The organism is Bacillus sp. LR_5, from assembly GCF_042709275.1.
The window spans coordinates 1-11,297 of record NZ_JAVAXX010000216.1 but is presented as its reverse complement, the minus strand read 5'-3'; the positions used below and the strand labels follow the sequence as shown (position 1 = coordinate 11,297).

Here is an 11,297-nt window from a genome sequence, read left to right as displayed (position 1 = left end):
AGGATAATTTTTATGATTTGTAATGCTTCGAAAGAAATAAGCGTATTCTTTCCGAAGCTCAGAAATCGTCATTTTGTTCATGACCTCTTTATTATAAACCCCTATCTGATAGAGTTTTTCAGAATAATGGCGTCGTTCTTTTTCTAAAGCGGATTTCAATAAATTACTCATAGCGTCCTCCTTCATTTTGAGGTATCCTATACAAAAGATACTCTTTTTAAATGAACGTGGTATGAATCTAATGTAAAGAATTTATGTTTACGAAGATTTTCGGTATTGTCCGTTTTGAACCGATCTTAATAATTGAAAAGCCTGTTCTCCGGCAAGCTGCATAAACGTCTCCAGCATTTCATCACGCTTGATATCCAACTCTATAATTTCTTTTGCCAGTGAGACTGCTTTTTCTTCCTCCATGATTATCCTTCCTCCTCGTTTGATTCGTTACATAAAGGATAAAACGCGCTTGGGTGTTACGCATTATTCTTGTTAATTTTTCTTCCGTATTTTTTCAAAAATCTTCTATTTGATGTTAGAAAATATGACAAGCGTCAGGTTTTTTCTATTTGTTTTTTATATACTATTATCAAAAGACATCCAGGGGTGGAAAAATGACCACAGAAGATCATTCTTATAAAGACAAAAAAGTGATTTCAATCGGAATTGTGAGTGAATTGACAGGATTGTCCGTAAGACAGATCAGGTATTATGAGGAACGAAAGCTCATTTACCCGCAGCGTTCTTCAAGGGGGACAAGAAAATACTCCTTTGCCGATGTGGAGCGGCTGATGGATATCGCCAATAAGCGTGAAGACGGCGTACAGACGGCAGAGATTTTAAAGGATATGCGCAAAAAAGAACAGATGTTAAAAAACGATCCGCAAGTGCGGAAAAAAATGCTGGAGGGGCAGCTTAATGCTCACTTTCGGTACAAAAACCGTTAAATAATAAAAGTCCGGCTCGCAGTTGAGACGGACTTTTTACGTTTATAATGAGTGAATGAATGCAGTGGCAATGCCAAAGTAGATTAATAAAGATAAAATATCGTTTAACGTTGTAATCAGCGGTCCAGAAGCAATCGCCGGGTCTACTTTCAGTTTGTGCAAAATAATAGGGATAATCGTTCCTGACATCGTGCCGATGATTAAGGTTAAGAACAGTGAAGAGGCGACAACAAATCCCAAAAGCGCATTCCCCTGCCATATGATAGAAACAATCGCAATCAGCACAGAACAAACCGCTCCGATAAAAATGCTTGTTCTGAACTCCCGGAAGATCAGGCGCACAATCGTTTTTTTGTTCATTTCTTCTTTAGACAAACCTCTGATGACAACCGCAAGAGATTGTGTTCCCGTATTTCCTGTCATCCCTGACACCATCGGCATGAAAAACGCAAGCGCGACAACCTGCTTCAGCGCGTCTTCAAAATAGCTGATAATGCTTCCTGAAATCAGTCCGATAAACAAGAGTAAAATCAGCCATGGCAGACGCCGGTATGCCGCCACGTAAGCTTTTGTGTCAAAGGTGATGTCTTTACCGGAAGCGGCAAATTTTTCGTAATCCTCATCAGCTTCCCGAATAACAACGTCGATAATATCATCGACCGTCACAATGCCGACAAGCACGTTGTTTTCTTCTACAACCGGTATTGCCAAAAAATCGTAACGTTCAATAAGGCGGGCAACTTCTTCCTGGTCCTGAAGAGCATCTGCTGATATGACGCGGGTAAACATTAAATCCTGCACCTTTTCTTCAGGTTCACCCAGAATCAAATCGCGGTAGGAAAGAACCCCAACCAGCTGTTTGCTTTCATTAATAACATATAAGTAGTTGATCGATTCAGCTATTTCAGCGAAGCTTTTCAGTTTGACGACCGCGTCTTTTACCGTGTAATGCTGAGGGATCCACACATACCGGTTTGTCATCATGCGTCCCGCTGAATCAGCCGGGTAATTCATCAAGAGCTGTACAGCTTTTGACTCTGACGCTTCCATGCTGGACAAAAGCTGTTCCTTCAGTTCTTCGTCCATTTCTTCAAGCAATTGAGCGAGGTCATCGTTGTCCATTTTGTTCATCGCCAGTGTTGCTTTTGTTTTTCCGACTTTATTTAAGACGACAAGCTGAAATTCGCGTTCCAGCTCCCCGATCATATCAGTGATATCGTCTACAGTTAAATAAGATAAATAGCGGGCGCGGTGTTTTTCCGGCATTTCTTTAAAAATAAATGCCATGTCATAGGGCTGAAGCTCATCAATAACACTTCTGAAATCCCTGATTTTCCCGTCTCGCAGTAAAATAATGATGCGTAAAATGAGTTCGTCATAGGTCATGTTTTGAACCATCGGGACTCGTACCTCCTCTACGGAGACGTGCCGGCCTCGCCAGAAGGTGCGGCAGTTCGTCTCCTCATCGTGTAATCAATTGTCTTGCTGTCATAGTATATGGGTACTTCTTCAGATTGACTCGAATGGGGAGAATCCATACTCCGCACCTCCTTTGATTGGTTTCGTTTTAAAGGCATAAAAAAAGCCTTCGGGATTGAAGGTGAAAGAAGCACGGCAAAAAAAGCGTGCGGGCGCCTTCAATCGTAGAGCTTTAGCACTGTATGGCATAGGACAAGCATCCAGCTGCATTAAAAATCACCTTATGTCGATGATTTCTGTTGACCCATTGGCGTCTTTGGACATTTTTGGGCAGCAGCGTATCTCCATACAGGAGCCTCACCTAACGAAGTTCCTAATTGAATTGACACACTGAGATTACAGAAAAAAACAAGCTGTGTCAACTCAAAAAAGTAATAAATACGCTTACATCACAATTACGGAACAAAACAAGGGCCTAAGCCCTTATTCTGTTGTTTGTGTCTCGTCATCTTCAGAAAGCAAATGATACGTTTCATGAAGAAATAAGGCATACTCTCCTTTCTTCGTCGGATGAGGGACATATTCAGCCTGATTGATGTATTGCTCCTCTTTCTTTTCCATGCGTTTCGCCTCCTTTTCTACTTAGATTGTCCAAAAGAAGGTTTCTTATCATGAAAAACCCCCGCTGCAGCGGGGGTTTTGATTAGTCATCTATCTCCTGTTTGATAATGCGTCCATCTTTTGCGGAAATTTCAAATTCTGTCTCAGTTCCTTGCTTCGTTTGGATTTCCATTTCATAGATGTAAGCACCGTCATCTTCGTCAAGCTTACTTTCTGTTACGGTTCCACCTGTTTGCTTTAAAGCAATTTCTTCAGCTTCTTCTTTGGTTATGGCGACTTGTTCTGCTTTCTCCTTTAACGGGTCATTAAGCGCTTGTTTTGTATGAATATCTACATAAACGTCGTAGTCTTCACCTTCTTTTTCAATCTCCACTTCATAGACTTCTTTGCCGTTGTAAAGGTCTCTGTCAATGTCTTCTACTGTACCGTCAACAACTGTTTTAGCAATTGCTTCTGCTTCTTGTTCAGTGAGTGCATCCGTCTTAGAAGAAGCCTGTCTGTTTTCATTGTTTTCTTTGGCAAACGCGTTGTAGCTGAATCCTCCGGCCGCTAGGCACCCTGCTAAAAGACCGACCATCCATTTTTTCTTGAGCATTTGTGAGTCCTCCTTTGTTTTGTATGAGTACAGTTTACACACTCAACATGAAAGGAAAACGAGAGCAAGATGAGAATTTGATGAGAAACCGTCAGTCTTCATACACAATGTTAGCTACCTTTCCTGTGTAGGCATTGATTTTCACTGTCGCTTCCTTATTATCAGGAAGATCAACGTCTACTTCAAAGATGAGAGTGCCCTCACTTTCTTCGAGATCTGCGTCATCCGCTGTTCCTCCCGTTTCTCGCTCAGCAATTGTTTTGGCTTCTTTTTTCGTAATCGGCGTTTTTTGTTGATCTTTGCTGCTGATTTGATCGGCAGACAAGACTGTTTTTGCCTGCATGTCTACCTTCACTTCGTATGTTTTCCCATCTTCTTTTTGTATGGTATAAGTGGCAACTCGACTTTGTCGTGTTTGTTTTTTGACCGTTCCCGGCACTCGCTCAAGCGCGAGATGCTCGGCTTCTTTTTCTGTCATGGCAGATGGATTCACTGCTTTTACTCTATTCATTGAAAGAATGTCAGCCGATATTGCGTCTGCTTTTACAAAGTAAGTTCCCTTTGGATTTTCAAGGGTTATATCATATGTTTTTTTATCCTTTGATTGAGTTGCTTTCGTGACCTTGCCTTCATAGGAGGCTTCGACTTTTTTTACGACAGTCTCCTTTGACAATACGTTCTCATGGGTTTGCCGAATGATGAGAAACGTACAGATGATGACAACTAAAATGGCTGCTGCAGCAAAAGATACTGTTTTTATTGTTTTAGTCATCGGCCTCCCCCATTCTGTTCGCTGAATTGCATGGTGACAGCTGTTCCTTGTCCCGGCTTGCTTTTGACAGACAGCTCAATGCCATGCTCATCGGCGATTTGCTTGGCAATGGAAAGGCCTAAACCCGTTCCGCCTGTTTTTCGGTTTCGTGCCTCATCTGCCCGGTAGAACCGTTCGAACAAATGCGGGATATGCTCCTCAGGTATTCCGATGCCTTCATCCCTCACTGACAGAAATGGCCGTCCATTCCTCGTTCCGGCTGACATCTCAATAGGCTTTTCACTATACTTTATTGCATTATCAAGCAAAATGGTCAACAGCTGCTTGATGCGTTCTTCATCAGCCTTTACAAGCAGGCTCTCTTTATCTGTTTCAAGCAATATGTCACGCTGATAAACGGGCTGGAGCGTTTGCATAACCGCGCGCGCCGCTTCAATCAGATCGATTGTTTTCAGATCAAGCTCAAGCTCTTGATGACTTTTGGCCAGCGCCAAAAGCTGATTGGTCAGTTTTTTCATATGCACCGCTTCTGAGTGAATGGCTTCTATCGACTCCTCAAGCACCTCCGGCTTTTTTGCCCCCCACCGCTTCATCAGGCTGCTGTAGCTTTCTATAATGGTGAGCGGCGTTTTCAATTCGTGTGAAGCATCTTGAACAAATTGCTGCTGTTTATCATAGTGCTTCTTCAGCATCATTGCCATTTCATTAAATGTCAGCCCCATTTGATACAATTCATCGTTGGACTGTCCTTCTAAAGAAATCGTTTTAAATTCTTTGTCTCGCTGTATGTCTTTCATTGTGATCATTAATCGTCTGATCGGATTGATGATTCGGCGGGCTAGCAAGCTGCCTGCAAAAAAAGAAGCAATGCAGACAGCAGCACTTGCAGCGATTAAGATGATTTTCAGCAGAAACAGACTCTCTTCTGTGTTCTCCAGCCTTTCAACCAGCTGAAGAGACACCACTTGTCCATCGGTCCAAATCACCGGAACAGCAGCCTCGGCAAACAGCTTGCCGTCATGTTTCCTCACATCTGCCGTTTCTCCGCTATGAAAAGAGAGAGGAAAACCTTTATAGGCTTTTTCTTTTGTGATCGTCATAACGGCTTTTTGATCACCATTCACTACACGCACCATGCCATTTGCCGGAAGATAGGCCTGCAGCATATCCTGCAAAGCCACTCCTTCTGTTTCAGCGGCACGCAGCGCTTCGGCAATGTTATCCGTCTCATCAGCAAGCCGGGATGCATCCTTTGATGTCAGCGCAGACGAAAAAATGAGATAGACTGCGGTATGCACCAAAATTAATAAAATCAACAGTGATATTGATGTGTATAGATGAATCTTGGTCTTCAGCTTCATCGTTTACCCCTTAATGGCATAGCCGACCCCGCGAATCGTATGGATCAGCTGTTTTTCGTAAGGATAGTCCAGTTTTTTTCTGATGTATCTTATGTAGACGTCCACGACATTTGTATCACCGATATAATCAAATCCCCATACCGAGCTTAGAATTTGCTCCCGTGTCAGCACTTGCTGCGGATGCTTTAGCATATAGACGAGTAGATCAAATTCCCGCGGCGTTAATTCCACCTCTTTGTCTCCGCGTCTCACTTCACGGGTTTTTTCGTTCACCCGCAAATCGTCATATGTAAGAAAGGTGCCGATATCTTCCGTTTTTGTTCCATTTTGCCGCAGCGCCGCCCTGATTCTCGCAAGTAATTCCTCGATTTCAAACGGCTTGGTGACATAGTCATTCGCACCGATATCCAGACCTGTTACCTTATCAGGAATGCTGTCTCGCGCCGTTAATAATATGACCGGTGTCTGCGAATCCGTTTTTCTCAAGCGGCGCAGCACTTCCAGTCCGCTAAGCCCCGGCAGCATGACATCAAGAAGCACCAAGGAATGCCCGCCTTCCGCGGCCGCCTCAAGACCTTCTGTTCCATTGTGTTTAATGGTCACGCCGTATCCTTCATATTCCAATTCAAGCTGCAGAACCCTGGCGATTTTTTCTTCATCTTCCACAATTAATATGTGTCCTTTGTCCAAATGTGATCATCCTCTCCTGTCCCTATATGAAAAAAATGATTTCGTTGTTTACAAAATGATTCTTATCATCTATTATGATGTCAAAATAAAAAATTGTATACGGAAAGCACTAGGGGTGCTGTTTTGGCTGAGATAAAGCGCGAAAGAAACGCGCTTTGATCCCTTATGACCCGATCTGGATAATACCAGCGTGGGGAAGTGCAGGTTGACCGAATGGTGTATTTTTTTGTGCGCTTAATCGATCTATGACTGCATATTCCCTTAGGATATGCAGTTTTTTATTTTACCAAAAAAACAGGAGGTCGGAGAAATGGAACATATTTGCGGTACAAGCAGAATCGCCGGTTTTCGCTTCTCTTTATATCCGATGACGGATGATTTTATCAGTGTGATCAAGTCTGCGCTGAAAAAAACAGATACATCCAAGGTTTGGACGAAAACCGACCATATCAGCACGGTGTTACGCGGATCGATTGATCATGTATTCGATGCTGCAAAAGCCATTTACCTTCATGCAGCAAACAGCGAAAAACACATCGTCATGAACGGCACGTTTTCCATTGGATGCCCGGGTGACACACAGGGGGATACATATCTTTCCAAAGGCGATAAGCGTGTCAATGAAGATGCTGTCCGAGGCTTGAAGGCGGAAGCGCCGTGCCAATTTGCCCTTTATCCAATGAACGAGCCGGATTATATGGGATTGATTATGAAGGCTGTCGACATTGCAAAAGCCCAAGGCACTTTCGTACAGAGTGTCCATTACGCGAGCGAGCTTGACGGGGATGCGCATGACGTATTCAGCACATTGGAAGCCGTTTTCCGCATGGCCGAGCAGCAAACAAACCATATCACCATGACTGTGAATCTTTCGGCTAACAGTCCATCAAGAAAAAACAGAAAGCAGGGATAAAATGAAAAGCTGGAAAGTAAAAGAAATTGTCATCATGTCCGTTATCAGTATCGTATTTGCCGTTGTTTATTTATTATTTACACATTTCGGAAACGTGCTTGCAGGTATGTTTGGGCCAATCGCCTATGAACCGATTTACGGCATTTGGTTTATCGTTTCTGTGATCGCCGCGTACATGATTCAAAAACCGGGTGCGGCGCTCGTTTCTGAAATCATTGCCGCTCTCGTTGAGTGCCTGCTGGGAAATCCGTCTGGCCCGATGGTCATCGTGATTGGCATTGTTCAAGGGCTCGGGGCTGAGGCTGTATTTCTTGCAACACGCTGGAAAGCATACTCTCTCCCTATCCTTATGCTGGCCGGTATGGGGTCTTCAGTAGCCAGCTTTTTCTATGATCTCTTTGTTTCTGGCTATGCAGCCTATTCACCAGGTTATCTGCTCATTATGCTTGTGATCCGCCTCATTTCCGGCGCGCTTTTGGCGGGGCTTCTCGGAAAAGCTGTCAGCGACTCTCTCGCTTATACAGGTGTGTTAAACGGAATGGCACTCGGAAAGGAACTGAAAAAGAAAAGGAAGCGGGCGTCAGAACATGCAAGCCTTTGATGAGCTTCTGACGGTTGAGCAGCTCAGCTTCTCTTATGAAGAAGACGAGAAACCGGTTTTTCAAGACATTTCGTTTGAGCTTCAAAAAGGAGAATGTGTTTTATTATTAGGACCGAGCGGATGCGGTAAAAGCTCGCTCGCCCTTTGTTTAAAAGGTCTATATCCGGAGGCTTGCGACGGCATTCAGTCCGGACATGTATTTCTATTTCAAAAGCCGGTCACAGATGCTGAAACCTCCGAAACGATTGCTCAGCATGCCGGGGTCGTTTTTCAGGATCCTGATCAGCAGTTCTGCATGCTGACGGTGGAGGACGAAATTGCGTTCGGGCTGGAAAATCTGCAAATTCCAAAAGAAGAAATGACAGAGAAAATCAACGCCGTATTAGAAAAATTACGCATTACCCATTTAAAAGAAAAAATGATCTCAACCCTTTCAGGAGGACAAAAGCAGAAAGTGGCTCTCGCCTGTATTTTGGCGATGGAGCCTGAGCTTATTATTTTAGATGAGCCGACCTCTCTTTTAGACCCTTTCTCAGCGCGGGAGTTCGTTCATCTGATGAAGGATCTTCAGCGGGAAAAAGGTTTCAGCCTCCTCGTCATTGAGCACCAGCTTGATGAATGGGCGCCTTGGATTGAGAGAACGATCGTGCTCGACAAATCAGGCAAAAAGGCGCTGGATGGCTTGACAAAAAATCTATTTCAGCATGAAGCGGAGACACTAAAGAAATTGGGCATCGCCATTCCAAAGGTCTGTCATCTGCAGGAAAAGCTGAGTATGCCGTTTACTTTATCAAAAGAGATGCTGTTCAAAGAGCCTATTCCTGCCGGGCATGCCAAAAAGAAGAAAGCCCCTCCTGGGGAGAGTGTGCTTGAAGTCAGCAGCCTTTCGTTCGCGAGAGGACAGCAGGCGATTTTCAAAGACATCAGCTTTTCGTTGCGCGAAGGCTCTTTAACGGCGCTTGTCGGTCCGAACGGAACTGGAAAATCGACGCTCCTATCAGTTCTGGCCCGTCTCATGAAACCGCAAAGCGGCAAAATCCTTCTCTATGATCAGCCGCTGCAGAAATATAAAGAAAAAGAATTGCGTAAACGGATGGGATTTGTTTTTCAAAACCCTGAGCATCAATTCGTCACCGATACGGTGTATGACGAGCTTCTGTTCGGCCAGAAAGCAAATGCTGAAACTGAGAAAAAAGCGCAACACCTGCTGCAGCGTTTTGGTCTTGCGCATTTGGCTGATCATCATCCGTTTGCGATCAGCCAAGGGCAAAAACGGCGACTGAGCGTTGCTACTATGCTCATGCATGACGTAAAGGTTTTATTATTAGACGAACCAACCTTTGGCCAGGATGCCCGCACGGCGGCTGAATGCATGGAAATGATTCAGCGTATCAAGGCAGAGGGAACCGCTGTCCTTATGATTACACACGATATGGAGTTAGTCTCTTCGTATGCTGATAGCGTGCTTGTGCTTCACGATACGGGCCTGGCCTTTGACGGATCTCCAGCGCAGTTGTTTTCTCAAGAAACAGGGCTTGTTCAAAAAGCAAAGCTCACCCTTCCCCTTCTATATGAATGGATGGCATTTCAAGAGGAGGTGCGTGATGAAGCAGCCGTTACATCTCATTAATCCGACTGTGAAAGCGGCGGCGGTTTTTTGTTGTGTCGTCATGCTGTCGTTTATTTACAACCCTTACACTCCGGCATGTTTTTATATCATCATCGTTGCGGGCGTTCTACTGGCGGCCGGAATCCCATTGAAAAAATGGTTGTTGTTTACGATTCCGTTTTTGATTTTAGCATTCGGGTGCGTGTGGACAGCCGCAGTTTTTGGAAAGGTGCCGACAACACCGGATAATTTTTTGTTTCAAGCAGGCCCTATCTCAATTAACAGCGATAATGTGTCTGTCGGCATCTCCCTTGGGTTTCGTATTTTATGCTTTTCCGCCTTATCGATGATGTTTGTTTTTACAACCGATCCGATTTTATTTATGCTGAGCCTTGTCCAGCAGTGCAGGCTCTCACCAAAGCTCGCGTACGGTGTCATTGCAGGCTTTCGCTTTCTTCCGCTGTTAAAGGATGAGGTCCAGCTGATTCAGCAGGCTCATAAAATCAGAGGAGGAGCGGCGGAGAGCGGCATCATTAATAAAATCAGTGCGTTAAAACGATATACCATACCGCTATTGGCAAGCGCCATCAGAAAAGCGGAACGGACAGCGCTTGCGATGGAATCGAAAGGATTTACAGGAAGCAGAAACCGGACATACTACAGGACATTGAGCGTGAACCGGCGCGACTGGGTGTTCTTTTGCCTCGTCCTCATATTATTCGCGGGATCCTTTCTCGTATCTTTATGTTTCGCATCATAAAAAATCCGCTATCACAGATAGCGGATTTTTTTATTGATGATAGTTTAATGCTTGGGCAAGGTTGGTTTTAATGGTAATATTCGAAAAGTCAATCCCCAGCTGTACAGCAGTTTGCGCAATTTCAGGCCTGATTCCTGACAGGGTTGACCGGACACCGATCAGATTAAGCGCCTCAATCAATTTAAAGATCTGGTGCGCCACCATCGTATCCACCACAACAACACCTGACAGATCGATTAACAGATGCTCCACACGTCTTTTCGCACAAGCTTGAAGCGTGTTTTCCAGAATAAACTTCGCCCGTTCGGTATCAATGTCACCGACAAGCGGCAGCAGAGCTGTTGATTTGCTCAGGGTAATGACAGGTGAGCTTAATTCCAATATCATTTCTCTTTGGGCGTTTAATTGCTGCTTGGCATTCATTTCAGCGTGATCAACGAATGTATAAATGGTGAAATCAAATACTTTTACAATCAAATCTGCCCATTTTTGCTTCTCTCCCGGTTCAAACGCTGATTCATTTTCTTCTGCGAACTTCTCAAAATACTTCGTATATAATCTCCTGTTTCTCATAAACTCCCGAATGACATACTGAACCGGTGTGTCGAGATGTTTTTGATCGTTGGTCAGCTCAATGACCCACTCTTGAAACTCTTCGAGAAATTGTTTTTCCGGTAAAACATACATGTAATTCAGATGCCGGTAAAATTCTCTGTCCTGCTCTTTCAATTCTTCCGTTACTGTTGCATTATGTAGGGCGTAAAGCGAATTCGGATCACTTTCCTCCATCGTTTCAATCCATTCCTCGGCCATTTGTTCCACATGCTCTGAAAAAAATGCATATAATTTTTCATTCAGTTTCATGACACTGCTCCTTTCCCCAACACTATTATAACTTGACTTACAGTTGAATCCCAGTCATACACGCCGAAGCCATCCAATATTTTGAAAATTACTAATTCTTTGGTGTGTATCCTATTTTTTCAAAATGCTTCAAATGGCTCTGTCCGAGCGC

15 protein-coding genes and 2 riboswitches are annotated in these 11,297 nt (G+C 44.1%); of the genes, 5 read left to right on the top strand and 10 right to left on the bottom strand.

The window, feature by feature from the left end; translation table 11 throughout:
• Together ykoL and RAC86_RS28300 are read right to left on the bottom strand one after the other, a co-directional pair.
• Positions 1–171: stress response protein YkoL (ykoL, locus tag RAC86_RS28305; protein WP_377886267.1), on the bottom strand; the 171-nt coding region annotated here is incomplete at its 3' end.
• A gap of 87 nt (positions 172–258) precedes the next feature.
• Positions 259–414: a hypothetical protein gene (locus RAC86_RS28300; RefSeq protein ID WP_003232538.1), complete on the bottom strand. Its 156-nt coding sequence runs from the start codon at positions 412–414 to the stop codon at positions 259–261.
• 194 nt (positions 415–608) lie between these two features.
• On the opposite strand from RAC86_RS28300, the gene RAC86_RS28295 reads away from it, so the two are divergent.
• Positions 609–941 carry a MerR family transcriptional regulator gene (locus RAC86_RS28295; RefSeq protein WP_003232541.1) on the top strand — a complete coding sequence of 111 codons (333 nt, stop codon included), beginning with the start codon at positions 609–611 and terminating at the stop codon, positions 939–941.
• Positions 942–983: 42 nt separating this feature from the next.
• Here the strand turns inward: RAC86_RS28295 and mgtE are convergent, their stop codons facing one another.
• The 7 genes from mgtE to ykoG form a co-directional block, all read right to left on the bottom strand.
• Positions 984–2,339 carry a magnesium transporter gene (gene mgtE / locus RAC86_RS28290; protein ID WP_003232543.1) on the bottom strand — a complete coding sequence of 452 codons (1,356 nt, stop codon included), beginning with the start codon at positions 2,337–2,339 and terminating at the stop codon, positions 984–986.
• 17 nt (positions 2,340–2,356) lie between these two features.
• A complete protein-coding gene (locus tag RAC86_RS28285; RefSeq protein ID WP_009967087.1) occupies positions 2,357–2,479 on the bottom strand; it encodes a hypothetical protein in 123 nt (40 codons plus the stop codon).
• Between the two features lie 91 nt (positions 2,480–2,570).
• Positions 2,571–2,736: riboswitch (M-box (ykoK) riboswitch) on the bottom strand.
• Between the two features lie 107 nt (positions 2,737–2,843).
• Positions 2,844–2,981: a transcriptional regulator SplA domain-containing protein gene (locus tag RAC86_RS28280; protein ID WP_042974358.1), complete on the bottom strand. Its 138-nt coding sequence runs from the start codon at positions 2,979–2,981 to the stop codon at positions 2,844–2,846.
• 82 nt (positions 2,982–3,063) lie between these two features.
• Positions 3,064–3,576, bottom strand: coding sequence for a PepSY domain-containing protein (locus RAC86_RS28275; RefSeq protein ID WP_014479606.1), 513 nt, complete (start codon positions 3,574–3,576; stop codon positions 3,064–3,066).
• 91 nt (positions 3,577–3,667) lie between these two features.
• On the bottom strand, positions 3,668–4,348 hold the full coding sequence (locus tag RAC86_RS28270) for a PepSY domain-containing protein (protein ID WP_377886266.1): 681 nt from the start codon (positions 4,346–4,348) through the stop codon (positions 3,668–3,670).
• Positions 4,345–5,709, bottom strand: a complete 1,365-nt coding sequence (gene ykoH, locus RAC86_RS28265; RefSeq protein ID WP_326147508.1) for a two-component system sensor histidine kinase YkoH — start codon at positions 5,707–5,709, stop codon at positions 4,345–4,347. The genes RAC86_RS28270 and ykoH overlap by 4 nt, the downstream gene beginning before the upstream one ends.
• A 3-nt stretch (positions 5,710–5,712) precedes the next feature.
• Positions 5,713–6,399: a two-component system response regulator YkoG gene (ykoG, locus tag RAC86_RS28260; protein WP_326147507.1), complete on the bottom strand. Its 687-nt coding sequence runs from the start codon at positions 6,397–6,399 to the stop codon at positions 5,713–5,715.
• Positions 6,400–6,500: 101 nt separating this feature from the next.
• Positions 6,501–6,613, top strand: a riboswitch (TPP riboswitch).
• Between the two features lie 96 nt (positions 6,614–6,709).
• On the opposite strand from ykoG, the gene thiU reads away from it, so the two are divergent.
• Genes thiU through thiX form a run of 4 tightly spaced genes read left to right on the top strand, consistent with a single transcriptional unit; the run spans position 6,710 to position 10,282 of the window.
• Complete coding sequence (gene thiU / locus RAC86_RS28255; RefSeq protein ID WP_033884990.1) at positions 6,710–7,312, top strand: HMP/thiamine ABC transporter substrate-binding protein ThiU; 603 nt, start codon at positions 6,710–6,712, stop codon at positions 7,310–7,312.
• 1 nt (position 7,313) lies between these two features.
• Positions 7,314–7,913 carry an ECF transporter S component gene (locus RAC86_RS28250; protein WP_119899282.1) on the top strand — a complete coding sequence of 200 codons (600 nt, stop codon included), beginning with the start codon at positions 7,314–7,316 and terminating at the stop codon, positions 7,911–7,913.
• Positions 7,900–9,543: an ABC transporter ATP-binding protein gene (locus RAC86_RS28245; RefSeq protein WP_377886265.1), complete on the top strand. Its 1,644-nt coding sequence runs from the start codon at positions 7,900–7,902 to the stop codon at positions 9,541–9,543. Before RAC86_RS28250 ends, RAC86_RS28245 begins: the two co-directional genes overlap by 14 nt.
• A complete protein-coding gene (gene thiX / locus RAC86_RS28240) occupies positions 9,518–10,282 on the top strand; it encodes an HMP/thiamine ABC transporter permease ThiX (RefSeq protein WP_069322542.1) in 765 nt (254 codons plus the stop codon). The genes RAC86_RS28245 and thiX overlap by 26 nt, the downstream gene beginning before the upstream one ends.
• Before the next feature lie 30 nt (positions 10,283–10,312).
• On the opposite strand, the gene rsbRB is transcribed toward thiX, so the two are convergent.
• A complete protein-coding gene (rsbRB, locus tag RAC86_RS28235; protein WP_003232560.1) occupies positions 10,313–11,146 on the bottom strand; it encodes an RsbT co-antagonist RsbRB in 834 nt (277 codons plus the stop codon).
• Positions 11,147–11,297: the final 151 nt, after the last annotated feature.

Bases quoted from the DNA above. Each gene is read 5' to 3' on its own strand.
- RAC86_RS28300 (WP_003232538.1), bottom strand. From the start codon at position 414: ATGGAGGAAGAAAAAGCAGTCTCACTGGCAAAAGAAATTATAGAGTTG.
- RAC86_RS28295 (WP_003232541.1), top strand. From the start codon at position 609: ATGACCACAGAAGATCATTCTTATAAAGACAAAAAAGTGATTTCAATC.
- mgtE (WP_003232543.1), bottom strand. From the start codon at position 2,339: ATGGTTCAAAACATGACCTATGACGAACTCATTTTACGCATCATTATT.
- RAC86_RS28285 (WP_009967087.1), bottom strand. From the start codon at position 2,479: ATGGATTCTCCCCATTCGAGTCAATCTGAAGAAGTACCCATATACTAT.
- RAC86_RS28280 (WP_042974358.1), bottom strand. From the start codon at position 2,981: ATGGAAAAGAAAGAGGAGCAATACATCAATCAGGCTGAATATGTCCCT.
- RAC86_RS28275 (WP_014479606.1), bottom strand. From the start codon at position 3,576: ATGCTCAAGAAAAAATGGATGGTCGGTCTTTTAGCAGGGTGCCTAGCG.
- RAC86_RS28270 (WP_377886266.1), bottom strand. From the start codon at position 4,348: ATGACTAAAACAATAAAAACAGTATCTTTTGCTGCAGCAGCCATTTTA.
- ykoH (WP_326147508.1), bottom strand. From the start codon at position 5,709: ATGAAGCTGAAGACCAAGATTCATCTATACACATCAATATCACTGTTG.
- thiU (WP_033884990.1), top strand. From the start codon at position 6,710: ATGGAACATATTTGCGGTACAAGCAGAATCGCCGGTTTTCGCTTCTCT.
- RAC86_RS28250 (WP_119899282.1), top strand. From the start codon at position 7,314: ATGAAAAGCTGGAAAGTAAAAGAAATTGTCATCATGTCCGTTATCAGT.
- RAC86_RS28245 (WP_377886265.1), top strand. From the start codon at position 7,900: ATGCAAGCCTTTGATGAGCTTCTGACGGTTGAGCAGCTCAGCTTCTCT.
- thiX (WP_069322542.1), top strand. From the start codon at position 9,518: ATGAAGCAGCCGTTACATCTCATTAATCCGACTGTGAAAGCGGCGGCG.
- rsbRB (WP_003232560.1), bottom strand. From the start codon at position 11,146: ATGAAACTGAATGAAAAATTATATGCATTTTTTTCAGAGCATGTGGAA.